This window comes from Vreelandella lionensis, from assembly GCF_044543515.1.
GTDB classification, from domain to species: Bacteria; Pseudomonadota; Gammaproteobacteria; order Pseudomonadales; family Halomonadaceae; genus Vreelandella; species Vreelandella lionensis.
Genome location: NZ_JBITWC010000032.1, coordinates 1 through 26,160 on the forward strand (window position 1 = coordinate 1; position 26,160 = coordinate 26,160).

The window sequence follows — 26,160 nt, forward strand, 5'->3', positions numbered from 1 at the left end:
TTGAATTCTTCAGTGTAACGGGGACGGCTCATGGATCCTCCTAGATACCTTTAGTATAAGGCCTGGAGGTGTCTATGAAACCTGGGGCGATTCACTAAAGCATGTCATCCAAGTGTGAATTTTCATGCCACAATGAGAGAAAAATGCGTCGACTTAACACCCGCCTTGTTTTTGCTTCACTGACTGATTAACAAAAACCCCTTGCCTTGCGCCGTTTTGTGTATTTTTAACCGCCTTAATGCCGCTGCTTCTACAATTCAGGACGTGGTTCATATTGGTAGCCTATATTTTCATAGACAGTACGTATAGCCTTCTTCATTGCAACAGCGGTCGACTTATCCAATCCAGTTGCCAAGATAATCTCACGATTCCCGAAACTTTTGGCTTGCTTCGTCACTTCATGGAGCCTGGCATCACGCTTTCTAGCTGTTAGCGTAAAGGTTTGCGTTAAATCGTTTATGTACGCAACCACAAAGTGTTCGCCCATCAGTGTCTCCTATGATGGCTGGTTCTCAAAAATCAGTTGATGGCAAAGCGTGTATCTTGGCATCCACCACTGGCTGGCTATCAAAACCAAGCATCAGTTCGTCGTCATCGACCATGCCATAGATTCTCGGGGGGCAACCTGTCCTTCGCACAAGGACGTGCGCCCCTCCAAATGATGCACATTGCCTCTTTTCGACGCTCGAAAACTGTCACTAAACTGTCGAACGGTTGCGACAAAAAACCCGCCTCACAAGAGGCGGGTTGCGAAACACTTACCGAAAGATGAAGGGCATTAGAACGTCAAACTGGCTGAGCCAAACAATGCATCCAAGTCGCCTGAGCTAACACCCGTGAGTGTAATGGTTTCATTTTCATTAATAACCTCGTCACTTTGAACATCGCCCGTTAATGTTCCATCTAACGAAGATAAAGCCGTATCGATCGGGACATAGTCGACAAACGTCAAAGAACCACCGTTAGTGAAGTTGATCTGCATGTCGATGGTATTTTCAGTGATCGCTGCTGTCTTTTCTTGAGTTAAATCGTTTTCTGTAAAGACAATAGAGCTGATCGAGCTGGCAAGCGCTGCTTGGTCAGCAACACCACCGAAATCGATTTTGTCTTCCTGCGCATCAAGGGCGTTACCAGTGCCATCAGCAACGGCTGCACGGAAGCCAACAATCGTATCATTACCATCTTGGCCAATTTGATAAACGACTGTATCACTACCTGATCTAGCAGCTGTCAGGTCGATGAAATCATCGCCAGCACCGCCTTCAAAGGTATCGTTCATGCTGCCGCCTGCGCTGATCAGATGATCATCACCAGAACCACCAACTATGGAACTATCCATAAGTGAATCAGTGGTCAAGGTCAGCTTACCCTTCAGCCCTTGTGCATTAATCTCGTCAACGCTGTTCAGTTGGCCAAGATTCACGTTAGCCGTACCACTGATATTAATAGCAGGGGCGTCAACAACAGGCCCAGCCAAAGCGGTTATTGTATGAGTAGGAGTTGATGAAGCAGAAAGGTTAGCCTCAATATCAGCATTCGCAACAATATTCACAGACTCGCTAGTGAAATTATTAAGAGCGAGAGTACCAGTAGTGCTATCACCAGCTCCTACTGGTTCTACACCAACTTTAACATCCGAGCCGAGTGGCTCGTTGACAATAAATGTATTTAGGTTGTCACCACCAGTGATCGTAAACGTGCCTTCTAGGTCAAAAGGCGCATTCATCACCAATGTGCTGAAACTGGTACCAGATAGGTTAAACAGTAGATTACCAGATTTAGGAAGCTCAAAACCAGCCTCACGCGATAGCACTAAACGCTCGACGTTAGAAACGTTTTCAAATTTAAGGTTAGAAACTAGATAAGACCCATCTTCAGGGATATTAACGGTCAGCGTATCCGTACCAGCGCCGCCAGTCACTTGTGCAGGACTAAGTCCCTCAAGATCAGTAGCATCAAGCGTGAAAGAACGGTTAGTGACACCGCCGCCACCACCGGAAGCAGGAGCGTCGTTTTCACCATTCGCACGCTCCTCCACAGCTTGCTCGGCAACGGTCACGGTTTCAGGGTCGTTGGTGACGCCTTCAAGCAATGTGGCTGCATCTTCTTCCAGCGCTAAGCCTTCGTCAGTGATGCGTTGGGCTACAGTGGCACGGTTGTTCAGTGCTGCGGTGTCTTCCTCAGAAGCGCCGTCGGTAAAGGCGAGTACCAGTTGGTCTAAGTTAACGTTCGCACCTTCGCCCGTTAGCCAATACTCAGCATTCTCGTCCGGCTCGCGACCAAACATATTGGTATACAGCATGGCCACGAAGTCTTCGCGACTCATCAGCGCAGGGCCTTCGGCAAACTCCGGTTGCTCATTGACGATATTGGCGCGCAGTTGCTCCAGCGTCAGGGTGCCGTTTTCGATTTCTTCGTTCCAATAAGCAAGTCCTTCTGCATCGGCAGGACGACCAAGTAGGCCTAGGTAAATCTTCTGAATATCCGCAGCAGCCATGTAATTCCCCTTCTTTGTTCACCGAACAATTTTATTTAGTATCACAAAGACAACTTACCTAATAGGAGCAGGCTAATCAATACATCTTAGAGCTAAAATCGTAAACTCAGCAAGAGAAGTAATTTGAAGTTATAAGAATTTTAACGATGTTTGCATAACTTAGATACCATTCACGCATTAGGCGTAAGACATAACGTACAAATGTGTATCAAATATCCTACAAAAATTTCTAATATAGAAAAGCACCACGGCCCAAAATCCTGTCACTAAACTGTCGAACGGTTGGCGACGGCCAAAAACTAATTTAGATTAGGCCTATGCTTAAGCCACTGATTTAAACGTCTGAATTTAAATATCTTCTGCCGAATGTTCGACAAACGCTTTTTTAAGGGTCAAGAGAAGAAAAAACCCCCAGCCGAGGCCGGGGGTTTTCTTTCACTGAGCTAACTCAGTGGAGCATAAGACCTGTGGTCTTAAGCAACTACGAAGTTACTGTCGTTCAGCTCAACAACACCTGCCAGCTGGATCAGGGTGTCACCAGTAGTCAGGTCAGAAGTGGCTGCTGCAGCATTATTGCTGTCGAAGATGTAGGTATTGCCTTCGAATACGAAGTTGATAATACCATCTGCGTCAGCGAACTCAGCTGCTTTGTTCAGACCAGCCCACAGGCCGCCATCGTTTAGCGCGGTGTTCAGAGCAGTTTGCTGTTCGTTAGTCAGAGTGACTTTATTACCAGTCATGTTGATCTGGTCAGCAGCAGCGCTACCATCAAAGTCAGTGATGGTGATCAAAGACTTAGCAAAATCTTCTTCGGTTGCAACCGCGACGTTACCCAGATTAGCAGTAACTGTAACTTTATCTGAACCCTCACCCAGGGCGATAGAAGTTGCTTTGTTATCTGCGGCAGCATCTGTACCAACACCGGCTAGCGTAATTTGGTCGTTACCAGCACCCAAGTCGATAGTCTTATCAGCAGAGATCGCAACGTCTACGTCGAGATCGTCGTTGCCGTCGCCAGCAGTGATAGTAGCTGCCGTGTCGAGGAAAGCGGCAGTCAGATCAGCAGTAACGCCAGCATCAGAACCGCTCAGGTCGATGGTGGTAACATCTTTGGCTGCATCACCAGCACCAGTCTCAGTCAAGGTCAGGGTTGTCTTGACAGCTGAGTTAACAGTGATGGTTTCAGCAGAACGAGCAACTTCTACACCCAGCGCTAAGGAAGCAGCGTCGCTACCAGCAGCATTATTCTGCTTGGCGATGTCGCCAGAAACAGTAACGGTGTCCAGTTTGCTAGTTGCGGCAGCACCACCATTGACGGTCAGGTCAACAATGTTGTCAGCTGCAGCGCCTTTTACGCCTTCCAGTGCAACGGCAGCGGAGGCAACTCCAGCGTTAGCAGAAACAGTGCTGGCATCAGTCGTCTTACGGAAGCCAGCAACTTGATCAGCGGCCAGTTTATCGACAGTACCTACAGCAAAGTTTTCCTGCCAAATCTGCTTAACACCAGACAGAGTAGAAGCGTCGATGGAAGTAGTAACAGTAGCGCTGTTCGCGGCGCTGGTTGCAGAAGTTGCAAACGTACCAGAAGCGGTGAATGTATTAGCTTGAGCTTCACCAGCGTCGGCAGTGATTGCAGAAGTGTTTTTCAGATTAAGCACTTCAACGCTGTTTAGCTGGGCACCAGCAGGTAGGCCAGCAGTACCGTTAGCAACGGTCAGGTTCAGAGTATCTGTACCACCAGCAGCGTTGATAGAGTCACCAACGTTTAACGTACCAGCAGTACCGTCAAGCACGCCTGAGAAGGTATCGTTACCAGAAGTACCAGTAACTGTCTCACCAACAGCGTTAGTCAGGGTGAAAGCATTGCCTTCATTCGGAGTTTCAGCAACGATGTCACCGTTGTCTACAGAAGCTTTCGCCTGGGTAACAGATGCACGAGTACCGTCAACGTCAGCAATAACTGCGCCAGCCAGCTCTGCGTCGAAGGAACCTTCAGCGCCCAGCTCTTCGGTGTAGTAGTTGGCAACTTCAGTACGGTTGTCCAGTACCAGGCTGTCAGCAGCGGCTGCGCCGTTAACCAGAGCCAGTACCAGCTGGTCGATGTTAACGCTTGCGCCTTCACCGTTTACCCAGTACTGCAGGCCTTCGTCGTCCGGAGCACGGTTGAACAGGTTAGCGTACAGCTGAGAAACCACTTGTGCGCGGGTTTGGCCGCCGAAAGTGTCTTGGTATTCTTGCTGTTCTTCAACGATGTTAGCGCGCAGTTGCTCGAGCGTCAGCGTGCCAGCTTCGATTTCGTCGGTCCAGTACTGCAGGCCTTCTTGGTCAGCAGCACGGCCTAAAAGACCGATGTAAATCTGTTGGATCGCGTTGGTTGTTTCCATTACTTAAAGCTCCGTTAGTTTGTCGAATCGACATTTTCAGACCACCGGTGCCAAGCTTGGCACCTAGACCCGTCGGCCTCGGCCTGTATTGTCATACCCCTAACTGGGGTATGAACACCCCGATGAGGCAATAGCGTTATAGGACTGCTGGTAGATGATGTCAAGCAATACACCTTTAAGCAATATCCCTAGGTATTAAGCGGGTCTAATTAGACCATAAATGCTTTTACCGTGAATAGACTAGCACAACCGATGCCAATCTCCATACAGTAAAAAGGAAAAACCTCAGTCTTGCAAGAACAGTGTTCGATTACTTAACAAAGGCGTACTACGCCGCGCAAACCCTTGATACACGGCGCGGCATGGCCCTAACCCTGCCTTGCGGCGCCTTCATAATCAACCTTTGTGGCTACTTAATTTGTCACATCTTTCGGCCAAGCTAGTGACGTTAGGAGCCCTTTTAAGCGCAGTGAGAGGCGCGGCCAATCGTGGGCACGCACCCACTCTTTGGCTTGCTGTTGCAGCGCTTGGCGGGCGGCGGGATCGTTGAGAAGCGCTTCGATGCCTTGTGCCATGCTGTGGGGGTCGGTGCCCGGCAGCCAGCTAACGGCTTCGGCTACGTCATCAAAAATGCTTAACGGTGTGCAGGCAACGGGTTTGCCGCTGGCTAGCCCCCAACGCACCGCCGCGGAGGAGGATTCTTGCGTGTGCTGGTAAGGGAATACCAGTAAGTCGGCCGCTTGCAGCCAGCCTAGGGTTTGTTCATCCGGCAGGAAGGCATTGATCATGGTGACTTGAGATTGCAGCCCCAAGCGGGCAATGGTGTCGCGGCAGCGCTGGGCTTCTTGCTCGGAGGGCGGCGCGGGGTATAGGGCATTTAATAGCAGCAGGTGGCGTTCTGGCTGCCCTTCTGCCGTGCCCTGTTTGGCGATTAGCGCAAAGGCTTCGATCAGCTCATGCACGCCTTTGTGGGGCAGTAAAAAGCCATAACAGGCAATTACGGTGCGGTTTTGCAGGGCGTGGTATTGGGGGTCTTCCGGTGGCTCTATTGTTGGGTTGGCCATCACGCCGTGGGGGAACAGCGTGGCATTGTCATGCAGCTGCATCGCTTTTAGGCGGTTTAAATCGGCCACGCTGTGCACCATAAGGCGTTCACACTGGCGCAGGGCGGGCGCCATTTGGGTGAGGCTTTTTTCTAGCGTGCCCCAGGTCACATCGGCGGTGGAGTGGAAGTACACCAGCACGCGCACGCCCTCTTGGTGCAGGGTGTGCAGCAGTTGCGTTAGGGGGGCGGTGCCAAAAAAGCTAAAGTTGAACTGAATAATGATGGTGTCTAGCTGCCGCTGGCGTATTTCAGCCAGTAGGTTGTCGAGCGGGTCTTCGATATAGCCGCCGCTGCCGTCGCCTTCAATTTGTTGCCAGCAGCGCACCACGTTGGGGGCATCTTCTGCAATGCGGGCGTGGGTGTGGTCGGCCAGCACGGTAACTTGCCCGGCAAGCGCGGGGGTTGCCAGCAGCCGTGAATAGGTGGCAATGCCGCACTTGCTGTTCCAGGTGCTTACCCAGCCAATGTTGGGGCGTGGGGCTAGCAGGGGCTGGTGTTCCAGCGCGTTAATCGCTTGCTGTTGGCGCTTGGCCACGGCGGCCCAGGTGTGTTGGCGGCTGATGAGTTGATAAGCGGCCTCGCAGCGGGGCTGGGCCCACTGCGCTAGGGTGTGCTGTTGGTGCTGTTGGTAAAACTCGCCCATCAGTTGGGTAAGGTGGGCGGTGTCTGGCTCTACCCATACGGAGTTGAACTGGGCCATGTGGGTGTTGGCGCGGGCAAAGTGGTAGTCAATCAACCAGGCGGTGTCCGGCGTGCAGAAGTCGCGCTGCCCCCCTGCCCCGGTGGTAATTACCGGCAGGCGGCACCACATGGCTTCGGCCATGGGTAGGCCGTAGCCTTCTCCACGGCTGGGGGCGACTAATACATCGGCGTGGTGGTAAAGCGCGCGTATGGCTTGGGGGGTTAGGTCTTGGTTAATCAGCGTGATGCTGGCCCCTTGGGGGTGCTGCTGCCGCCATGCTTGCAGTTCCCCGGCAATATCGTGGTGGGGGTTGGGGAAGGTTTTAATCACCAGCTGAACGTTATCGGCTTGGGTGAAGGCTTGACCCCAGGCTGCCAGCAGTACATCCACTCCTTTGCGCGGAAAGCAGGAGGAAACGTGCAGGAAGGTGAGCGGTTTGCTGCTGGTGGTTTCTGCCGTTGGCGCGGGTAGCCATTGGGCAATGGCTTGTGCGTCTGGCTCGATATCGGTGAGGTGGTCGGTGCCTACGCCGGTCACAGGTAGCGGTAGCTTCACGCCGCTGTCGGCTAGCACCCGTGAGACATAACGTGACATGGTGCTCACCGCCGAGAGCCGGGCATTAAAGGCTTGGGCGTGTTCGTGGGGAAACACCGATTCTTCCCAGCCGTAGGTGTGGATTAAACGGTGTTTGCCGGTTAGCTCTGTGGTGCGCGGCGGGTAGCATAGGCGCAGCCCGGCTTGGTACCAGGCGGGCTGGGCCGCGTGTTGGTACGCGCTGGCCAGGGCGGGAACGCGCTGAAAAATAGCCGGGTCGGGGGTGAAGTCGCCGCCGCCTTCGGTGCTGTGTAGGGTTGCATCTACTTGTTGGTTCAGCAGCGCTTGGGTGAGCTCTCGGTTAACCAGCGCGAGGCTGTAGCTGGTATCGAAGGGCCCTTCGATACGCAGTGCCCGCTGCGGCGGTAAACCGCTGGGTAGCGTGGGCGGCGGGTTGGGTGCTTGCCACCCCAGGCCTGCTAAAAAGCGGTTGAGCTGTTCAACCAGCACCGGCGGTGAGAAGTGGTGCAGCCGTTCGCGCTGGGCGGCAATCAGCTGGGCGCGCAGATTGGCGTTTTCCAACACCATGAGCGCGGCCACGGCGGCGGTGCTGGGGTCGTTGTGCTGTAGCAGTAGGCCAGCGGGGCCAACGGTGTCGGCTATGCTGCTCTCGGGGGCGGCGTAGGCAACCACCGGTAGTTCGTAGGCCATGGCTTCTATCAGCGGCATACCAAAGCCTTCGTGTTCGCTTAGGCTTAGGTAGAGGTCGGCTTGCTGGTAAAGACGGTGCAGCGTGGGGTCGTCTACTTTGCCGGTGAAGTGGACCTGTTCGGCAATGCCTAGCTGCTGGGCCTGCTGTTTTAGTTCAGTGATGACCTCTGCATCGCCCCCGCCTACCAGGGTTAGGTGTACCGGCCAGGCGCTGCGCTGCTGCATTTCGGCTAGGGTGGTTAGCAGGCCAGCCTGGTTTTTATTGCCCGCCAGGCGCCCTACAAATAGTAGGCGATAGGGTTGGTTGGCGATCTCTTCGGGGGCTTTTTGGCTTTGGCTGCTTTCGTAGGGCGAGCCAATGGCGCTGAAGCGGTTCAGGTCGACCAGTAGCGGTAGCGTGGTGGTGGTGGCTTCTGGGAAACCTGCTGCTAGCAGTTCTTGGCGATTCTGTTCTGAGTCCGCTAGGGCGCCATCTAGCCAGGTGTGCCAGTGGGTGAGCTGTTCTCTGCCGTGGCGTAGTACGGGAATGGCGGGGTGCCCTGGGCTGAAAAAACGCTCGGGGGTAATGTTGTGGTACACCAGCGCTTTATGGCATGGCAGCGCTTGCAGCCATTGCTCTAGCGGGTTGCCGCTGCCGTGGTGAATCAGCAGTAAATCGTTGGGTTGGGCGTTGTAGCTTTGGTAGTCCGCTACCTTGCCTTGCATGTCGGGGGCATCAATCACGTAGATGTTGGAAGGTAGCCCCCATGCTCTGGCAAGGCGCTGTATAAACAGCATTCCGTTGGTTATCCCATCGCCGGGGGTGCAGGTAACGGCAAACTGGTGGATAGCGGTGAGTGTTTGCATGCCGCGTTAGCTTCCTTGTACGTCGGTGGTGCTGCCCGGTGGGGTGATGTTGAGCGTGGTGTGCAGCCAGCTTTTGAGCTGTTCGGCCAGTAGGCTGGGCTGGTAACGGCCTAGCGAGCGTTGCTGGCCTTCCTGCACGCTGCGGCGCAGTTCGGCGTCTTCCAGCAGTAGCCCAACAGCGGCTGCCATGGTGGCGGGGTCTTGCTCATTCAGCACTAAGCCGCCCTCGCCTAGGGTGTGGGGTATGTTGCTGGTGTTCATGGCTACCACGGGGCAACCGGCCACCATAGCTTCCAGCAGGGGCATACCAAAGCCTTCGTGGGCACTGGCGCATACAAAGGCGTCGCTGTGTTGGTACAGCGCTTGGAGCAGCTCGTCATCTACTTTGCCGGGCATGATGAGGCTGTCATCCAGGTGCAGTTGGTGGGCGCGCTGGCGTATAAAGTGGCCGTAAGGGGTGGTGTCGCCGCCCCCTGCTATGATCAGCATGGGGAGGGGTTGCTGGTTGCGTTCGCTCATGCGGTGTAGATACCAGAGCATCTCTAGCAGTAGGTGCTGGCGCTTATTCTCTACAATGCGGCCAACAAACAGTAGCGCCGGGCGCACTTGTAGCGAAGGGTGTAGGGTTTGCGAGAGTGCTGGGCGTGGCGGTTCGCTGGTGCCGAGGTTGTCCATATCCACCAGCAGCGGTATCACGCTGACCTGTTCCCGCGCGTAGCCTAACTCGGCGAGGTCTTCGGCGTTGTATTCGGAAACGGCTATCACGCCTTCAAAGCTTTCGCGCCATTGGCGTAGCTGTTCGCGGCCTAGCTCGGCGTAGCGGCGGTAGTCGCTGCCGGGGCTAAAAAACTCGCTAGGGGTGATGTTGTGATACACCAGCACGCGGGGTATCGCGAGCTTGTTGATCCACTCGCCTAGTTCGTGGCCCATCGAGTGGTGCTGTAGTAGCCGGGTGGTGTCGGCGGAGTAGGCTTCTAGCCCGTGGTAGGGTTTCACCACGGATTGCAGGCGGCTGGGGATATTGACTGCAAAAATTTCTGATTCAAAGCCCATGCTGCGCAGTAATTTGCGAATAAAGAGCATGCTGTTGGTGACGCCATCGCCGATGTCGACACCGTGGTGAAATTGATGAATGGCCGTTACGTGGGTCATCCGTGTGTCTCCTGGGGATCCGTTGTGTTCGACTCGGCGGCTTTCACGGCAAGCATGGCGTAGTCTTGGGGGCCATATAGGTAGTGGTTCACTCGACGCGATGTTTCACCTTCGTTGGGAAGGTGTAGCGAGTCATCGACGGGGTGCAGGGGAAGAATCTCGGCGCGCGCAAACCCGCTGTACTCTGCGAGGAACTGCATAAAGTCGGGAGGTATGGGGCGCACGTGAGTGGGGTCTAGGTAAAAATTACAGCTTCCTACCAGCAGGTTTTGCGGGTTGGGGGTTTCTAATAGCAGTGTGCCTTCAGGGGCTAACACCCGCAGGGCTTCGCGCAGCAGGGTACGTAGTTGCTCGTTACTGAGGTGCTCGACCAAGTGGAACGAGGTAATCATCCCGATGCTGTTGTCTTCGCAGTTTTCCAGGGTGGTGAGCGCATCTTCGTAGCGCACATCCAGCCCGCGCTGGCGGGTGATGGTGACATTGGTGGCGTTTAGATCAACCCCCCAGGCCTGGTAGCCTTCTGCTTTTACCAGGGCTAACCACTCGCCTCGCCCGCACCCTAGGTCTAGCAGCGCTTTGCCCTGTTGTAGCGGTTTGGTATTGGCGACATGGGGCAGGTGCTCTTTCATTAGCTCGCCGATGGCTGAGAGCGAGCCTCTAAAACGCGCCTCTAGGGCTAGGTAGAAATCGCGCTCGGGGTTCGCTTGGGTGTCTTCCATCACAAGCGACTGCTGCGACGAAACGCCATTTTGCTGGTGGCTAGAAAGCGCGCCGTTGGCAACGCTGCTTTGCTGCGGTGAGGAGGATTGTTGCGAGCGTTCTTGAGAAAGCCCTTGAGAAAGCCCTTGAGAAAGCCCTTGAGAAAGTCCTTGAGAAAGCCCTTGAGAAAGCTGCCGGGCCAAGATGGCGTTTTCGGCTTCTAGCTTGCCTTGGTTTGCTTGCAGTGCGGCAATGGCTTGGGCTTGTTGGCGGTGCAGGTCTAGCAGGGCATCGTAACGGGCATTCTGCAGGTGCATGACTTGCTGCAGGCGGCTACGTATTTTATCAAGCGTGACTAGGCTCCAGGCGGTGCGTATAACGCGCCCGAGTTTTGGCATATATTTAAGCCGTGCTTTTGCCAGCCCTTTTTCTAACCCAGGTAACGGCGGTGGCGTTAGGCTGTTAGCGGTTGGCTTGTGCTGCTTGGCTAAATTGAGCAGCCATCTTTCCCGCTCTTCCCCCTCTAGCAGGGTGACTAGGTGCCGCTGGTATTGCGGATATTCGGGTAGCTCGCCGGTTAGGTAGTAATAGCTCTCTTCGATGAACAGCGGCGTGGGTAGTGCTAGCAGGCCAACGTAATTGGTGGCTTGGCCAAGGTGGCGCTCGTGGGTGCTGCCAAGAGCAACCACTTTGCCTTCTAGGCTTGCTTGCCAGTGCTGCTCCCCTGCCCATGCGGGGGCTTCGTGCAGCCCTTTCATGCGCTGACGAATTTTCTTGCTTATTTCTGCCGTGTCCAGCTGGGGGTTGTTATTCAGTAACATGGGTGCCTTCCTGGGCTGTCGTGCCTTGCGGGCCTAGGGGTTCAAACTGGCAGTCGAGCGGTAGCCGACAAACACCGCCAAAGCTGTGGCCCCTTATGCCTGCAATATCAAAACGCAGAATGTTGTCGCACCATTGGTAGCAGCGCCGGGTGTGGTCGCTGCTTTCGTGCAGCGCCAGCGTGACAGTGTATTTGCCGGGCGCGAGCCACATATCCAGGTTCAGGCGGCAGCGGCGCTGCTCGCCCGCTTTCATTTGCAGCGGCTGGTTGAGGTACCAGGTATTGGTGCCGTAAATATCTTGCCCAAAGCGGTCGCGAATCATGAACCCCAGGGTGATGTCGGGAAGGTCTTGGTGGGCGTGTATGTCCACCAGTATTTGCGCTTGCTCGCCACTGGTGAGGGTGCTGCCTTGGCTCTCAGCTCCGATGAGTTCGCAGTGCTCAATGGTGGCTTCTTTGGTGCCGTAGTGGGCAGTTTGGACAGCTTGGCCGTCCAGGTCGGTGTCTTCTGCTAATAGGCGGTTGTAGTGGTTGGCGGCGGCCTCGGCTTCCCCTTGGAAAACCACGTGGCCCTTTTCCAATACGATGACGCTGTCGCAGAGCATTTTGACCGCGTTTAGGTCGTGGGAGACAAAAATAATGGAGCCTCCCGCCGCTCTAAATTCGCGGATGCGACGCATACATTTTTGCTGGAAGTGGGCATCCCCTACCGAGAGCGCTTCGTCGATGACAAAACAGGCGGGGTCGGCGTGTATGCCTATCGCAAAGGCGAGACGCATGACCATGCCTGATGAGTAGGTGCGCAGCGGCTCATCAATAAAGCTGCCTAGCTCGCTGAAATCAATAATCGATTGGCGGCGCGCTTCTATCTCTTTTACCGTCATCCCTAGCAGCAGGCCATTGGCTAGGATGTTTTGTGCTCCGGTTAGGTTGCTGTCAAACCCGGTGCCTAGTTCTAGCAGCCCGGTGATCCGCCCTTCTACGCTGAAGTGCCCGCTATCCGGTAGCAGTACGCCGGTTAGCAGTTTTAGCAGGGTGGATTTGCCCGCGCCATTGCGCCCTAAGATGCCCAGCGTTTCTCCATCGGCTACTGTGAAGCTAATGCCGTCTAGCGCTTTGTGGGAGTGGTGGCGCGGCTTGCGGGTGATGATTTCTCTTAACCGGTCTGACGGACGGGCATAGAATCGGAAATGCTTGGTGATGTTATCTACCTGGATCATGCCCACCTCTTAGATGAAATCGCGAATATCACGTTCAAGCCGATGGCCTAGTTTCATGCCCGCCCATAACATGATGGAGGAGATGACCATAATGCCGGCCAGGGGCATGAAATTGGGCGTGCTTTGGAGCATCAGCGCATCGCGCAGTGCGTTAACAACGTGATAGAAGGGGTTGAGTAAAAATAGAGGCTTCCAGTTTTCGGGCAGGATGGTGATGACATACACAATCGGCGTCAGCCAGAACCAGAGCTGGGTCAGTACGCCTACAAACTGCTTGATATCGCGTATAAACACGCTCAACGTGGCAAAAATAATGCCAATCGCATAAGCCAGGGTTTGTTGAACCAGCAGTATTAGCGGCCACCAGACCCAGTGCCAGCTAAATTCAAAATCTATTAAAAATAGAAACATCAGGAAAAACGCGTTGGCTATGATATAAATCACCAACTCGGATAACAGGATGTATAAAGGTAGAAAAAACAGCGAGATATTGACCTTGCCGATAATCGCCGCTTTATCGTGATAGACGTGAGTAACGCGGGTTAAGGTGTTAGCAAACAAGTTCCAAGCCAACACCCCGATAACGAGATATACGCTGTAACTATATTCGCCTAGCTCTACTCCCATTTCACCTAAGCGCATTCCCATAATGCGGGAGAACACTAGGGTGAAAATAAGAATATTGACCAGCGGCATGATGAAGGTCCATGCGGCGCCGAGTATCGATCCGGCGTAGCGGTCGACGAGGTCTTGTCGGGTTAAGTGATACAGTAATGCCAAATTCATGGGTTAACTCGCTTAGGGCGCTTGGCGTTGCCGTTGACGGCACTCTTCTAGCAAACGGTGCAGCATGGCTTCTTGCCCAATGCTTGGCTGCCATGAGGTAGCTGCCTGAATGGCGTCTGTGCTGGCTTGAACCGTCGGTATATCAGATGGGCGTTGGCGCGATGGGTCTAGGCGGTGCTCTATGGCAACACTCGACATTGACAGTAATTGTTTCAGTAACTCGCCAATGGCAACAGCACGCCCTGAGGCGATGTTGTAGGCTTGGCCGTTCTGTTGGTTAGCCGGTAGCTGTAGCAGTGCTATGTAGGCTTGGCATACATCGTGTACGTCTAAAAAATCCCGCTCTGCGGTTAAGTCGCCGGTTTGCAGTACCGGTGGCTGTTGGCCGCTCTCTATCAGCGCTATTTGCGTGGCAAAACTGGCTAATACGAAGGCATCTGTTTGCCCTGGCCCGGTGTGGTTAAAGGGCCGTGCTCGTATTGCGCGGAGTTGGTCACTGGCGGCGCATTGGCCTACGGCTAGGTCGGCGCTCGCTTTACTGGCGGCGTAGGGGTTGAGCGGTTGAAAGGCCGTTGCTTCTGTGACTTTTTGTCCGCTCCGAAAGGCTGCGCCGTACATGTCGGATGAGCCAACATTCAGCAGTAGCGCCTTTGGGCAGGCTTGCTTGATGCTCTCTATCACATTAAGCGTGCCGATCAGGTTCACATCCCAAGTGTAGCGCGCACGTTGAAAGCTGGTAGGCACATGAGATTGCGCTGCCAGATGGATCACTGCGTCGGGCTGGGTGCTCTTCATTAGGCGGGTTACTGACGCGGCATCTCGCACGTCTAGGGCGTGCCACTGTACCGCCCCACACGGAGAGGCAAGGCCTCTCCTTTGTGCAGACGCTACTTGACTAGTCGTGGCATGCAGCTGAGCAGTTGGCCATGTTTGCTGTAGCGCTGACAGCAAGTGCTGCCCTACAAACCCGCTTGCACCGGTCACCAGCATGCATTGCATTAGTTGCTCCGCCGCTTTAGGTCTGCCTCGACCATTTCTTCAATCATGGCTTTAAGCGTTGTGTCGGCTTTCCAGCCTAGCTTGTCTTGTGCCTTTTTGGGGTTGCCGAGCAGGACTTCTACTTCCGCCGGGCGGTAGAATTGAGGGTCAATCACGACGTAGTCATCCATGTTGAGCCCAACATAGTTGAACGCGATTTCACACATGTCTCGGACAGTGGTGGTGATACCGGTCGCAATCACGTAATCGTCAGGGGTGTCTTGCTGTAGCATGAGCCACATGGCGTTCACGTAGTCGCGGGCGTGGCCCCAGTCGCGTTTAGCGTCAATGTTGCCCAGGCGTAGCTCTTTTTGCTGCCCTAGCTTGATGCGAGCAACGGCGTCGGTCACTTTACGTGTGACGAATTCAAGGCCGCGTAGCGGTGATTCGTGATTGAATAAAATGCCGCTGGAGGCGTGAAGGCCAAAGCTTTCGCGGTAGTTGACGGTCATCCAGTGTGCATACAGCTTGGCCGCTGCGTAGGGCGAACGGGGGTAAAATGGGGTTGTCTCACTTTGCATCGGCTCTTGAATTAAGCCGTACATTTCTGAGGTGGAGGCTTGATAGAAACGCGCTTGGGGGCGAACAATGCGCACGGCTTCTAGTACGTTAACCGCGCCGATACCGGTCACTTGCCCGGTGAGTACGGGCTGGCTCCAAGAGGTCTGAACAAACGACTGCGCTGCTAAGTTGTACACTTCATCGGGCTGGCAGCTTTCCATGATGCGGATCAGGCTGCCTAAGTCGCCAAGGTCGCCGTCAAAAAGTTCTACTTGCTTTTCAATACCTAGCCACTCTAAGCGCGACAGGTTGACATCTGAAGAACTTCTACGTGGGGCTAGACCGCATACCCGGTAGCCTTTTTCTAACAGTAACTGTGCTAGATAGGCTCCGTCCTGGCCGGTAATTCCGGTAATGAGCGCAGTTTTTGATGCGTTAAGACCCATGCTTAGCTTTTCCTATATGTTTGGTAAGTAAAGGGGCGTTATCGTATCATAACGCGCCTTGGCTATTTTCATCAGCGGCTTAGCACTTGTGCTTAGCACGCATTTAAGCCACTGATATTATGAAAATTTTCGAGCTACCCGCTTGAGCATGTGGTAGCTCTTTCTGGCATAGCGGTAGAGCTTGGGGTGCCTGGGAAGCCATTCGACTACCCAGCGGCTGGTTTTGATTTTGATAAGCAGGCGACGGGCAATGGAGGGCCGCTGCTCTTGTTGCGCACTGGGCAGGGGCGTGACCGACGTTGGTACCACCATTTGCTCGCTTAGCATTGCCTCCATGCGTTGCTCAAGACGATATATGTTAAGCGCGGGATTGTTATCCACCAAGTACGGTTTCGTTGCTCTATTTTCCACCACACTCATCTCCTAACACCCTGTTTAAAAACATTTTTACCTACTATTCCGCGTGGTAGCACTATCCATGAAACTACTAACCAATCTTAATTGCGCTAACCCGCCGCTTAGCGGCGTGGGGCATTATACACGACAGTTACTGGGCTGCTTAATGCAGCAACACCCGCTGGAAGCATTTGCAGGGTTTCATGGTGGCGAGCTTCTCAATACGGCCTCTACGTTGGCGTGGTTGGAAAGTGACCACCGTCAAAGCAAGACATCCAACTGGTTAAAAGGTTCACGCCTGAAACGAGCGGCCCGTAGGCTTCCATTCGGGTATTCATTACGTAGCCGTTGGCAGCAGTTTCAATTCTCTAAGCTGACTCAGCCGTTGCAGGGCTATACGTATTGGGAACCTGGGTTAGCCTTACAACCTTTTGAGGGAAAACGGGCAGCTACTATTTATGATCTTTCTCATATTGTGATGCCGAGTTCGCACCCACCTGCTCGGGTGAGTTATCTCACGACGCAAATTGATCATACGCTGCAAAGCGGCTGTAAAATCTTGACCATCTCTAATGCCATTCAGGCAGAAATAGCAACTTATGCGGGCCTGGATAAAGCGCAGATTGATGTGATTCCGCCTGCGGCGGGTCAGGCTTTTAGGCCGTTAAGTGACGCACAACAAGCACAGGTAAAGGCGTCTTTTTCTTTACCGGAAAACTTTATTCTTACCCTTGGCACACGAGAACCACGCAAAAACCTCGCGGCGCTTTTTACTGCTTATAGCCAGTTGCCTAGTGCCTTACGCCAGCGTTGGCCCATTGTGTGCGTAGGGGGCGACGGATGGGGCGATCAGCGTGCTGCTGCTTCTACCGTGGCACGTTTAGAGGAGGCGGGTGAGCTTATCATGATGGGTTATGTGGCCCAACGCCATTTACCCTCACTGGTGGCTAGCGCCGGGCTGCTTGCTTACCCTTCGCTTTATGAGGGGTTTGGCATGCCTGTTATTGAGGCGATGGCGTGCGGTGTGCCGGTGTTAACCAGCCTTGATACCTCTATGCACGACATTGTGGGTGAGTCAGGCTTTTTGGTGAACCCTAATGATATTGACCACATGCGCACTGTGCTTGAGGAGGCATTGAGCAATACTGCCATGCGTGAAGGGTTTGGGAAGAAAGGCTTGGCAATTAGTGAGCAGTATACGTGGGAGTATTCTGCTCACCAGCTTTACCAAGCACTTGCTAAGCTTTAGCTATTGATTCACGCGTTTTTATTTATATTTTTGCCATTTGCTCTTGGCGTTTTTGCGCTATAAAAGTGGTGATTTCGTTGCTGAAAACGCTGCGCTCAAAGTGTTTTGCTTGCTGTGCACACGCCTCTGGGGCGTAAGCTGTGGGGTCTTCTTGGCGGCGGGTTTCAAAGTGCGCCAGACTTGTTAGCAGTGCGCTGGCACTTTGCTCGGCTACGTGTAGGCCCGTCACACCGTTTACGATGGTTTCTTTGAGGCCACCTACGCCATAACCTATCACGGGCGCGCCTGCTGCTTGGGCTTCTACCGGTAGGATTCCGAAATCTTCTTCTGCCATGAAGATAAAGGCTTGCGCTCGCTCTAGGTAATCAATCAATACGCTGTCGGGCTGAAACCCTAGCAGGGTGATATTGGGGCCTGCTTTCTCTTTCAGCTGCTTGAAGTCGGGGCCATCGCCAATAACGACTAACTGTCGTTCTGGAGTCTGGGTAAAGGCTTCAACGATGAGATCTATTCGCTTGTAAGGCACCATTCGCGATGCGGTGAGATAGAACGCTTCCCGCGGCCGGTCGTGGCGAAACTTTTCTACCGCTACTGGTGGGTAAATAACCGCCGCTTCACGGCGGTAGAAGGTTTCGATGCGTCGCTCAATGTAATGAGAAATCGCAATAAAGTGGTCAACCCGTTGCGCGCTAATGTAATCCCATTGGCGCAGCCGGTGCAGCTGCCAGCGCATCAGCCAACTAACAAGCCCCTGCGCATTTCCAGACTGGCGCAAATATTGGTGCTGCATATCCCAGGCGTAGCGCATGGGGCTGTAGCAGTAACAGATGTGCAGGGCGCCGGGGTCTGAGATAACACCTTTGGCCACTGCGTGGCTGCTGGATAAGATGAGATCGAACCCTTTCAGGTCAAATTGCTCTATGGCTAGCGGCATCAGGGGCAAATAGCGGCGGTAGTGTTTTTTTGCACCCGGCAGCTTTTGAATAAAGCTGGTATGAATGGCGCGCCCAACCAAACAGGGTATTTCCCCCTTGGGCAGAAAGTTCACCGTGGTGAAAATCTCTGCCTGAGGATAGCAGGCTAGCAATTCGGCCAGGGCTTTTTCTGCCCCGGCCCAAGTGGTCAGCCAGTCGTGGACAATGGCGACTTTCATTACCGTTATTGGCTCCTATTCACGGCGGTAGGTGTGCGCAAGCGTTATTCGCGACCGTACTCGTCGTTATAGCGAATGATGTCGTCTTCCCCTAAATAGGAGCCGGTTTGTACTTCGATAAGGTGTAAGGGAATCACACCCGGGTTCTCAAGGCGATGAACTGTACCTAAGGGGATATAGGTTGATTCGTCTTCCGAGAGCAGAAAACTTTTTAGCTTGCTGAGGTCGCCGTGCCCTTCTCCTTGGGTTACTTTCGCCGTGCCCTGCACCACTACCCAGTGCTCTGCGCGGTGGTGGTGCATTTGTAGGGAGAGCTTGGCACCGGGATTAACGACGATCTCTTTGACCTGAAAGCTGTCGGTGAGCACCATGGTGCGGTAGTTACCCCAGGGGCGGTATACACGCTGGTGCGATTGGGACTCTTTGCGTCCGGCAGCTTTTAGGGCATTGACGATCAGTTTGGTGTCTTGGGCTTGGTGTCGGTCGGCTACCAGCACAGCGTCGTCGGTTTCCACAATCACTAGGTTGCTGACGCCAACGGCGGCCACAAGGCGTGATTCGCTGTGGATTAAGCTGTCATGCGTATTATGTAGCATGACATCGCCATGCACGGCGTTGCCATTTTCTGTGTCTTCGTCAGCTTTGAGGGCGTACAGGGCATCCCAGGCACCAATATCGCTCCAGCCGGGGTCCATAGGTACTACCGCAGCGTCTTTGGTTTGTTCCATTACCGCGTAGTCGATGGATTCACTGCGGCATTGGGTAAATATCTCTTGGTCAACCCGCAAAAAGTCGAGGTCTTCGCTGCGAGCTTCAAAGGCGCGCTCACATACTTCTAGAATATCGGGAGCGAACTGACTCAAAGCGGCAAGGTAGTCGCTTGCTTTAAACAGGAAGATGCCGCTATTCCATAGGTATTCGCCGCTTTCTAAGTACTGCTTTGCGCGGGCTAGGTCGGGCTTTTCGACAAAGGCTTCCACGGCGTAGCCTTCATCTAGGCTGTTACCACGGCGTATATAGCCGTAGCCTGTTTGCGGTGAGCTAGGGGTAATGCCAAACGTGACTAACTTACCGCCAGCAGCTAGTGCGCGCCCTTTTGTGACCGCTTGTGCAAATGCTGTTTCATTTTTTATGACGTGGTCTGCGGGCATTACTAGCAGCTCAGCATCGGCACTAACGCTGCGCGCTGCCAATGCGGCTAGTGCAAGCGCGGGGGCAGTGTTTCGCCCACAGGGCTCTAAAATAATCTGTGTATTTTGCTGGCCTATTTGGTGCATCTGCTCTGCGACCAAAAACCGATGCTCTTCGTTACACACTACGATCGGTGTGCCGGTATCTTCGACATTATTTAGACGATGCGCTGCTTCCTGTAATAGGCTGCGGTCTTCCTTGTGCAGGTTTAAAAACTGCTTGGGATAGTGCTCGCGTGACACAGGCCAGAGTCGTGAACCTGAACCACCAGATAGGATAACGGGGAAAATCATACATCCTCCTTGAAAACATATATCTTTTGATAAGCCGTCGCGGGCATTGGTATAGCGAGCTACTTAAGGCTGGGTGTTGATAAATCCGCGGGTTAACGTCATCGCTAAAATTTTCAAATCAAACCCCAACGACCAACGCTCTATGTAGTAAAGGTCGTATTCGACACGCTTTTGCATCAGCTTTACGTCGTCGGTAATACCGCGCAGGCCGTTCACCTGTGCCCACCCAGTCATGCCGGGTTTCACTCGGTGCCGTTGCATATAGATATCAATACGGTCCTTGTAATGGTCGTTGTGGTCCATGGCATGTGGCCTTGGCCCAACTAACGACATGCGGCCTTGTAGGACGTTATAGAGCTGTGGAAGTTCATCTAAGCTGGTGCGCCGCAGAAAGCTACCCAGACGCGTGATACGCTGATCAGCGTGTGTTGCTTGCTGTGTCGTGCTGCTGTTATGTGGCTTCATGGTTCGGAATTTGTAGATTTTGAAGCATTTACCATCCAAGCCGTGTCGTTCTTGTTTAAACAGCACAGGGCCGCCCATTTGCCATTTTATGGCAATAGCAACCGCTACCATGACAGGCGAAAAGATGATAAACAGCACTAAGCCTAACAGCCGATCTTCCAGTGCTTTGACTATCCTCATCGGCCCATTAAGGGGGGTGTAGTTGAGCTCCAGGGAGTAGAGCCCTGCTACTTGAGCAATACGATGATTCAGTAAGCGAACATCTGGTAGGTCTGGAAAGAAGCGGATGGTAGTAGGAATACCCGCAAACAGGCTCATGAGCTGGCGAACACGATCACCTTCTACCAGGGAGTAGCCTAGCCATATTTCATCGAAAGAGCGCTGAAATATGTTGTGAGTGGCAAAGGCTTCCATCTCTGAAATAAACGCTTCATCGCCGGTGTCGATGTGGTGGCCGACAATTAAATACCCAGCCTGAGGTTGCTCAACGACGCGTTTTTCCAACAGTGCAATATTGTCAGGAACCCCAACCACCAAGACCCGCTTAAGGTTTCTACCTGATGAGCGGACGTGACGAAGATAGCCGTATAGCGCGGTGCGCACCGCGCTTCCAATAAACAGCACCGTTAGCGCCGTTAGCCCCATCCATAGCCGAGAAAAACTAGACGTTGTTTGGGTAGCCACCAAAAGAAGACTAATCAGCCCTATCGCGGCAATCCAGCTTAAACCATAGGTGCCTAACATGGTGTAGAGGCTGCGACCGCGCCATGGTTGGTATAAGCCGATCAGCTCCCCTACTGCGGGAAGTAGCAAGCTGCCAATGACGATGAGAAAAAGATAATCATCGCTTACCGCCGTCACATGAGGCATTAACCATAGCGTGGTAAGCGAAACGAGCATGGCGATAGCTGCATCAAAACAGCGCATGGCACGCCTGAGCCAATCGTTACTTTGGGTACCTTTTGTTACAGCCATGCCGTCATTGTGTCCCTAGATTGCGCCATCAACTACTGTTAATGATGCTAGCAGGTTCATAACGCCTGATAAGTCATCGCTGCTTAGCTCACCTACCGCTGACTGTAGCGCTAGGCTATCCAGGGCATACTCGCCAATGGTGTCTACGTACTGTATGCGTTGGTCAAACAGGCTTGCGCGGGCATCCAGTACGTCGACCAAATCGCGTAGGCCAAGCTGTTCGCCACGTTCGGCAGCTTCCAGAAACAGCTCGCTAGAGGCGATGGCCTGTTTCAGCGCTTCAATACGGCGTACGTGGCCATTTAATGAGCGTAGCCGCTGGCGTACTTCTTGTACCGCTAAATTGCGCTGGTTATCAAACGCTGCTTGGCTGGCATCAATGCGCCGTTCACCCTGGCGCACACTGGCGGTAGTGTAACCCCCTCGGTAAATGGGCACGCTCATCTCTACGCTAGCGCGGTAGTCCTCGCTCTCCCTTAGCTCATCGTCGCTTTGGCGGTCAGAGTAGCTGAGGTTGAGGTTTAGCTCGGGGTAGTAGCCTGCTCGGCGGGTGCTTGCATCAGCTTCAGAAATGCGCTGCTCTTGATGGGCAAGCAACACGTCTAAATTTTGGCCGGTGCGGGCAATCCAGTCATCCTGGCTGCCCCATTCGTTTTGCAGGGTCACTTCTGATAGCTCCCCTACTGCTAGGCCACGGAACTCGGGCAGCGTGCCGGTCAGCCGTTCCAGGGTGCTTAGGGCGTTATCCAGCTCGTTCTCTGCCAGCACGGCATCCGATATTGCTTGGTCTAGGCGCGATTGAGCTTCCAGCAGGTTAATGCGGTCGCCTACGCCTAAATCAAAGGCTCGCTGTGCTTGGCGCACCTGCAGCTCTAACGACTCCTGCTGGGATTCCAACAACCCCAAACGCTGGGAGGCGAGATACGCTTGTATGTAAGCTTCGCTTACTTGCAGGGCGAGATCACGCTCCACCACAGCGAGCTGGAGTTCTGCAGCATCTACTTGGGCATTGGCGACATCCATACCGCGCCAGCGCTCTAGGCTGAACAGCGGCTGCTGTAGCTGCAGCTGCCAATACTCTTCTTCTATCTCTCCTGGGCGCTGGGCAGGCTGGTCGAGGCCAAAATCATCAGGTGAAGTTTGAATATTGGTGGAGTCTTGCCATAGGTAGCCGCCGGTGGCGCTGACTTGCGGCAGCAGCTGCGAGCGCGCCATAGGAACTTCTTCCCGCGTGGCGGCTAGCTCATAGCGCTGGCGAGAGAGGTCGGCGTCGTTCTCTAGCGCACGGGCAAACAACCCAGGCAGCGAGGGTAGCACTGCGGGCAGCTCACTGTTTTGCTCTAGGGCGGCTAGCTCGGCCATGGCCTCGTTGCCTGCGGGCGGGTCTTGCTGGGCGTGGGCATAAGGTGCCGCCAGCATGCCGATAGCCAGTGCCAACGGAGTGAGGCGTGTTAGCGTCCGTGTCATTAGTCCTCCCGTAGGGCGCGTGCCAGCATATCGGTGATGGGCTTGGCGATGTAGCTGGCGAAGGTGCGTTCACCGGTGCGGATCATCACTTCAGCCGGCATACCCGAGAGCAGTTGCATGTGTTCGTTCATTTGCGTGTAGCCCTCTTCGGTCACGCGAACCCGCGCACGGTAGTAGCGCTCGCCGGTGGCTTCATCTTCAAAGCTGTCGGCACTGACGTGGATCACTTCGCCGTCAATGACATCGGTCAGCCGCTGGTTGAAGGCGCTAAAGCGGATCTCGGCAAACTGGCCGATGTAGATGTTGTCGATGTCGCGGGTGGGAATGCGGGCTTCCACCACAAAGCCGTCGTTAGAGGGCACCACATCCATGATGGTATCGCCGCCGCGAATGACTGCGCCTACCGTATGCACTTGGCGGCCTACCACGGTGCCGGATACCGGGGCGGTAATCACGGTGCGTTCTACTTGGTCGCTCAGCGAGACGATTTGCTCTTCGGCTTGGGCAATTTGCGCCTGAGCTTCCCGCAGCTGTTCGCCCACTTCTTTTTGAAACTCTTGCTGCTGAATCTCTTTCTGCATGCGGTTTTCGCTGATTTGCGAACGCAGCTGGGCGATGTTGGCGCGGAACTCGGCGTTGTCGCCTTCGTACTGCAACACTTGGCGCTCTAGCTCGCGTAGGCGCTGGTTGTCGCCCAGGCCTTCACGGTAAAGCGAGCGGAAGTCTTCTGCTTCCGAGCGTAGCGAGGAGATACGCTGGGTATTCACCGAAATGCGCTGCTCTAGCCCGTCGATTTGTTCCTGCATCTGGATGATCTGCTCATCCAAGGATTCCAGCGTACTGATCAGCGATTGGCGGCGCGCCGTGAACAGGCTTTGCTGTACGGCAATCACCTGTTGCACGCGTGGGTTGTCGGCGTCTTTGATATCTTCAGGAATCACCATCATTTCTGCCCCTTCCTGCTCAGCTAGCAGACGGGCTTCCATGGCGCGGTTGATCAGGTATTGCGAGCGGGCAATTTCCAGCTGTGAACGCGCTTGGGTGTCGCTTAATACAAGCAGCGTGTCGCCTGCTTGCACTTTGTCGCCGTCTTCTACCGGCAGTTCGCGCACAATGCCGCCTTCAAGGTGCTGTACGGTCCGCTTGAAGGATTCGATAGAGACACTGCCAGGCGCCACCACGGCAATCGCCAGCGAGGCCGTTATTGACCACAGAACAAAACCGCCCAGGGCAATTAGCAGAATGCCATACCCTAACCTGCGGTAGCCTTTGTCGCTGGTGGGTAGCTTTTCTGAGGCTTCACCATCAATCGTGGCGGGGCCGTTGGGGGTAACGTCTATTTCTTGGTTCGCGGGTAGGTTGCGTTGGTCATTGCTCATGTTACTTCTCCTCGCCTCCGCGACCGCCGGAAATCGCTGAAAGCCGTGCTGAATTCTGCTGGCTAACTTGAGAGCGTGGCTTTTTGGCAAATTGGGCTAGCACTTGGTCGCGGGGGCCAAACATGCTGACCTGGCCTTCTTTCATTACCAATAGTTTATCCATACTTTTCAGTACGCTGGTGCGGTGGCTAATCACAAATAGCGTGGTGCCTTCCGCTTTTAGCTGGGCAATGGTTTGTGCCAGAGCGCGCTCGCCTGCGTCATCCAGGTTGGCGTTGGGTTCGTCCAGTACGATCAGCACCGGGTTGCCGTAAAGCGCACGGGCAAGCCCAACACGCTGGCGCTGGCCGCCGGATAGCGCGCCGCTGGTGGAGGAAATGATGGTGTCGTAACCATTCGACAGCTCCAGAATCATTTCATGGACGCCCGCTTTCTTGGCGGCATCGACCACTTTCTGCGGGTCTATCTCGCCAAAGCGGGCGATGTTTTCACTAATCGTGCCGTCGAACAGCTCGATATCCTGGGGCAGGTAGCCGATGTAGGGGCCAATTTCATCGCGGTTGTACTGGGTAATAACACCGCCATCTAAGCGTACATCGCCCACTTGCGAGGGCCAGATACCTAACAGCACCCGCGCCAGAGTCGATTTACCAGCCGCACTTGGGCCGATAATGCCGACGTGTTCACCTTTAGGTACGGAGAAGTTAATACCGCGAATGGTCGCCATGCGGGCACCGGGGGGTGCTGCGGCTACGCCTTCCAGGGCTACTTCACCTTTAGGCGCGGGTAGCGACATTTTGCGCTGCTCGCTGGGGATTTGTGTTAGCAGTTCGTTTAGGCGCTCGTAGGAGCCACGGGCGCCAACGAACCCCTTCCAGCCGCCGATCATTTGGTCGATAGGTGCTAGTGCCCGCCCCATCAGGATCGAGCCTGCAATCATCATACCGGGGGTCATTTCGCCTCTTAACACCAGCAGTGCCCCTAAGCCCAGGATGAGCGATTGAAACATCAGGCGGAGTATTTTGGAGGTGTTGGTTAACGCACCGGCACGGTCGCTGGCTTGGGACTGCTTGGATAGAAACTCGTGATGCTTTTTCGACCAGCGCCCCATAATGCCGGGCAACATGCCCATGGCGTGCAGCACTTCGGCGTTGCGCAGGTTTGAGTTAGCTAGATTCTGAGCTTGAATATGCTCGCTGTTGGCGTCTGCGAGGAGTTTTTTGGTGGCCTTTTCGTTGGCAATGGCCAGCGCTAGCAAGATGACCCCCGCGCAGGTGGCAAACACGCCCAGCCAGGGGTGGAATAGAAACAGTACGCCCAGGTAAACCGGCACCCAGGGGGCGTCAAAAAAGGCAAACAGGCCGTTGCCGGTCAGAAACTGGCGCAGGCTGGTTAGGTCGTTCAGCGGTTGGGCACTTTGGCTGCCTTGTGCGACCAAACTGCGGCGGAACATGGCACTGTAAAGGCGCTCGTTAATGGCGGTATCTAGCCGGTTGCCTACCCGCACCAGCATCCGCGAGCGTACCAACTCCAGCCCGCCCATAATCATAAACAGGAACACCACTACCAAAGTGAGCATGAGCAGGGTGTCGAAACTTTGGGTAGTGAGTACGCGGTCGTACACTTGGAGCATGTACATCGGCGGCACTAACATCAGTAAGTTGACAAACATACTGAAAAAACCGACCGATACAAACGAACCTTTGCAGGCTTTTAGCGCGCGCTGCAGATCCGTTGCTTCCTGTTGCTTTGCCATGAAGGGGTCACCGTTGAATCGAAAAGGCGTCAAGTGCAGGTAAAACTAATCGCGGCAGCATAACAGAAATGCCCTTCCTGGGGGTAGGGGCACGCTTTAAGACAGCCTTTTAAGTCACCAATAAGACGCCATATACTGCCTATGTTGGCATTATTAATTGGCTTTAGCCATAAAGTGCCAGGCTTTCATCAGGCTCGGCAATGCCAACCATTACAGCACCTTGGTCAACGCCTGATGCTAATTGCTACCCAATATGCTTTACCCGCTGCATTTGCTTCGCGCTCAAGAAGAAACAGCGCAAGCAATCGAGGCTGGTGAACTCTGGCTAACTGAAGGCATGTAATATGGCCGTATTCTTAGATATAAAAAACGATGCTTTAACGAGCAAGACCTCACCCCGTAAGGTAAGGTCTTG

General features: G+C 54.1%; 18 protein-coding genes. 1 reads left to right on the forward strand and 17 read right to left on the reverse strand.

Annotation, left to right across the window (positions count from 1 at the left end; translation table 11 throughout):
* Positions 1–250: 250 nt before the first annotated feature.
* The 11 genes from ACIGG6_RS16485 to ACIGG6_RS16535 all read right to left on the reverse strand — a co-directional run bounded on the left by ACIGG6_RS16485 (position 251) and on the right by ACIGG6_RS16535 (position 15,841).
* The gene (locus ACIGG6_RS16485) at positions 251–487 is read right to left on the reverse strand and encodes a hypothetical protein (protein WP_399845978.1); all 237 of its coding nucleotides are present in this window, start codon (positions 485–487) and stop codon (positions 251–253) included.
* Between the two features lie 291 nt (positions 488–778).
* Positions 779–2,497 (reverse strand): DUF4214 domain-containing protein, encoded by a 1,719-nt coding sequence (locus tag ACIGG6_RS16490; RefSeq protein ID WP_399845981.1) that lies wholly within the window; start codon positions 2,495–2,497, stop codon positions 779–781.
* Positions 2,498–2,970: 473 nt separating this feature from the next.
* On the reverse strand, positions 2,971–4,881 hold the full coding sequence (locus tag ACIGG6_RS16495) for a DUF4214 domain-containing protein (protein WP_399845983.1): 1,911 nt from the start codon (positions 4,879–4,881) through the stop codon (positions 2,971–2,973).
* Positions 4,882–5,294: 413 nt separating this feature from the next.
* Positions 5,295–8,759 (reverse strand): glycosyltransferase family 4 protein, encoded by a 3,465-nt coding sequence (locus tag ACIGG6_RS16500; protein WP_399845986.1) that lies wholly within the window; start codon positions 8,757–8,759, stop codon positions 5,295–5,297.
* A 6-nt stretch (positions 8,760–8,765) separates the two neighbouring features.
* Positions 8,766–9,911 carry a glycosyltransferase gene (locus tag ACIGG6_RS16505; protein ID WP_399845988.1) on the reverse strand — a complete coding sequence of 382 codons (1,146 nt, stop codon included), beginning with the start codon at positions 9,909–9,911 and terminating at the stop codon, positions 8,766–8,768.
* Positions 9,908–11,431 (reverse strand): class I SAM-dependent methyltransferase, encoded by a 1,524-nt coding sequence (locus ACIGG6_RS16510; RefSeq protein WP_399845991.1) that lies wholly within the window; start codon positions 11,429–11,431, stop codon positions 9,908–9,910. The genes ACIGG6_RS16505 and ACIGG6_RS16510 overlap by 4 nt, the downstream gene beginning before the upstream one ends.
* Complete coding sequence (locus ACIGG6_RS16515) at positions 11,418–12,650, reverse strand: ABC transporter ATP-binding protein (protein WP_399845993.1); 1,233 nt, start codon at positions 12,648–12,650, stop codon at positions 11,418–11,420. Before ACIGG6_RS16515 ends, ACIGG6_RS16510 begins: the two co-directional genes overlap by 14 nt.
* Positions 12,651–12,659: 9 nt before the next feature.
* Positions 12,660–13,436, reverse strand: coding sequence for an ABC transporter permease (locus ACIGG6_RS16520; RefSeq protein ID WP_399845996.1), 777 nt, complete (start codon positions 13,434–13,436; stop codon positions 12,660–12,662).
* Positions 13,437–13,448: 12 nt separating this feature from the next.
* Positions 13,449–14,435: a GDP-mannose 4,6-dehydratase gene (locus ACIGG6_RS16525; protein WP_399845999.1), complete on the reverse strand. Its 987-nt coding sequence runs from the start codon at positions 14,433–14,435 to the stop codon at positions 13,449–13,451.
* A complete protein-coding gene (gene gmd / locus ACIGG6_RS16530; protein WP_399846002.1) occupies positions 14,435–15,421 on the reverse strand; it encodes a GDP-mannose 4,6-dehydratase in 987 nt (328 codons plus the stop codon). The genes ACIGG6_RS16525 and gmd overlap by 1 nt, the downstream gene beginning before the upstream one ends.
* Positions 15,422–15,538: 117 nt before the next feature.
* Positions 15,539–15,841 (reverse strand): hypothetical protein, encoded by a 303-nt coding sequence (locus ACIGG6_RS16535; protein WP_399846004.1) that lies wholly within the window; start codon positions 15,839–15,841, stop codon positions 15,539–15,541.
* 58 nt (positions 15,842–15,899) lie between these two features.
* Here ACIGG6_RS16535 and ACIGG6_RS16540 point away from each other — a divergent pair, with 58 nt between their 5' ends.
* Positions 15,900–17,066 (forward strand): glycosyltransferase family 4 protein, encoded by a 1,167-nt coding sequence (locus ACIGG6_RS16540; RefSeq protein WP_399846007.1) that lies wholly within the window; start codon positions 15,900–15,902, stop codon positions 17,064–17,066.
* A 22-nt stretch (positions 17,067–17,088) separates the two neighbouring features.
* On the opposite strand, the gene ACIGG6_RS16545 is transcribed toward ACIGG6_RS16540, so the two are convergent.
* The 6 genes from ACIGG6_RS16545 to ACIGG6_RS16570 all read right to left on the reverse strand — a co-directional run bounded on the left by ACIGG6_RS16545 (position 17,089) and on the right by ACIGG6_RS16570 (position 25,745).
* Positions 17,089–18,219 carry a glycosyltransferase gene (locus tag ACIGG6_RS16545; protein ID WP_399846010.1) on the reverse strand — a complete coding sequence of 377 codons (1,131 nt, stop codon included), beginning with the start codon at positions 18,217–18,219 and terminating at the stop codon, positions 17,089–17,091.
* A gap of 44 nt (positions 18,220–18,263) precedes the next feature.
* Positions 18,264–19,703, reverse strand: coding sequence for a mannose-1-phosphate guanylyltransferase/mannose-6-phosphate isomerase (locus tag ACIGG6_RS16550; protein ID WP_399846013.1), 1,440 nt, complete (start codon positions 19,701–19,703; stop codon positions 18,264–18,266).
* A gap of 63 nt (positions 19,704–19,766) precedes the next feature.
* On the reverse strand, positions 19,767–21,095 hold the full coding sequence (locus ACIGG6_RS16555) for an undecaprenyl-phosphate glucose phosphotransferase (RefSeq protein WP_253504003.1): 1,329 nt from the start codon (positions 21,093–21,095) through the stop codon (positions 19,767–19,769).
* A 63-nt stretch (positions 21,096–21,158) separates the two neighbouring features.
* Positions 21,159–22,610: a TolC family outer membrane protein gene (locus ACIGG6_RS16560; protein ID WP_399846015.1), complete on the reverse strand. Its 1,452-nt coding sequence runs from the start codon at positions 22,608–22,610 to the stop codon at positions 21,159–21,161.
* Positions 22,610–23,989 carry an HlyD family type I secretion periplasmic adaptor subunit gene (locus ACIGG6_RS16565; protein WP_399846017.1) on the reverse strand — a complete coding sequence of 460 codons (1,380 nt, stop codon included), beginning with the start codon at positions 23,987–23,989 and terminating at the stop codon, positions 22,610–22,612. Before ACIGG6_RS16565 ends, ACIGG6_RS16560 begins: the two co-directional genes overlap by 1 nt.
* A gap of 1 nt (position 23,990) precedes the next feature.
* Positions 23,991–25,745 carry a type I secretion system permease/ATPase gene (locus tag ACIGG6_RS16570; protein WP_399846019.1) on the reverse strand — a complete coding sequence of 585 codons (1,755 nt, stop codon included), beginning with the start codon at positions 25,743–25,745 and terminating at the stop codon, positions 23,991–23,993.
* Between the last annotated feature and the right edge of the window lie 415 nt (positions 25,746–26,160).

Bases quoted from the DNA above. Each gene is read 5' to 3' on its own strand.
- ACIGG6_RS16485 (WP_399845978.1), bottom strand. From the start codon at position 487: ATGGGCGAACACTTTGTGGTTGCGTACATAAACGATTTAACGCAAACC.
- ACIGG6_RS16490 (WP_399845981.1), bottom strand. From the start codon at position 2,497: ATGGCTGCTGCGGATATTCAGAAGATTTACCTAGGCCTACTTGGTCGT.
- ACIGG6_RS16495 (WP_399845983.1), bottom strand. From the start codon at position 4,881: ATGGAAACAACCAACGCGATCCAACAGATTTACATCGGTCTTTTAGGC.
- ACIGG6_RS16500 (WP_399845986.1), bottom strand. From the start codon at position 8,759: ATGCAAACACTCACCGCTATCCACCAGTTTGCCGTTACCTGCACCCCC.
- ACIGG6_RS16505 (WP_399845988.1), bottom strand. From the start codon at position 9,911: ATGACCCACGTAACGGCCATTCATCAATTTCACCACGGTGTCGACATC.
- ACIGG6_RS16510 (WP_399845991.1), bottom strand. From the start codon at position 11,431: ATGTTACTGAATAACAACCCCCAGCTGGACACGGCAGAAATAAGCAAG.
- ACIGG6_RS16515 (WP_399845993.1), bottom strand. From the start codon at position 12,650: ATGATCCAGGTAGATAACATCACCAAGCATTTCCGATTCTATGCCCGT.
- ACIGG6_RS16520 (WP_399845996.1), bottom strand. From the start codon at position 13,436: ATGAATTTGGCATTACTGTATCACTTAACCCGACAAGACCTCGTCGAC.
- ACIGG6_RS16525 (WP_399845999.1), bottom strand. From the start codon at position 14,435: ATGCAATGCATGCTGGTGACCGGTGCAAGCGGGTTTGTAGGGCAGCAC.
- gmd (WP_399846002.1), bottom strand. From the start codon at position 15,421: ATGGGTCTTAACGCATCAAAAACTGCGCTCATTACCGGAATTACCGGC.
- ACIGG6_RS16535 (WP_399846004.1), bottom strand. From the start codon at position 15,841: ATGAGTGTGGTGGAAAATAGAGCAACGAAACCGTACTTGGTGGATAAC.
- ACIGG6_RS16540 (WP_399846007.1), top strand. From the start codon at position 15,900: ATGAAACTACTAACCAATCTTAATTGCGCTAACCCGCCGCTTAGCGGC.
- ACIGG6_RS16545 (WP_399846010.1), bottom strand. From the start codon at position 18,219: ATGAAAGTCGCCATTGTCCACGACTGGCTGACCACTTGGGCCGGGGCA.
- ACIGG6_RS16550 (WP_399846013.1), bottom strand. From the start codon at position 19,703: ATGATTTTCCCCGTTATCCTATCTGGTGGTTCAGGTTCACGACTCTGG.
- ACIGG6_RS16555 (WP_253504003.1), bottom strand. From the start codon at position 21,095: ATGCGCTGTTTTGATGCAGCTATCGCCATGCTCGTTTCGCTTACCACG.
- ACIGG6_RS16560 (WP_399846015.1), bottom strand. From the start codon at position 22,610: ATGACACGGACGCTAACACGCCTCACTCCGTTGGCACTGGCTATCGGC.
- ACIGG6_RS16565 (WP_399846017.1), bottom strand. From the start codon at position 23,989: ATGAGCAATGACCAACGCAACCTACCCGCGAACCAAGAAATAGACGTT.
- ACIGG6_RS16570 (WP_399846019.1), bottom strand. From the start codon at position 25,745: ATGGCAAAGCAACAGGAAGCAACGGATCTGCAGCGCGCGCTAAAAGCC.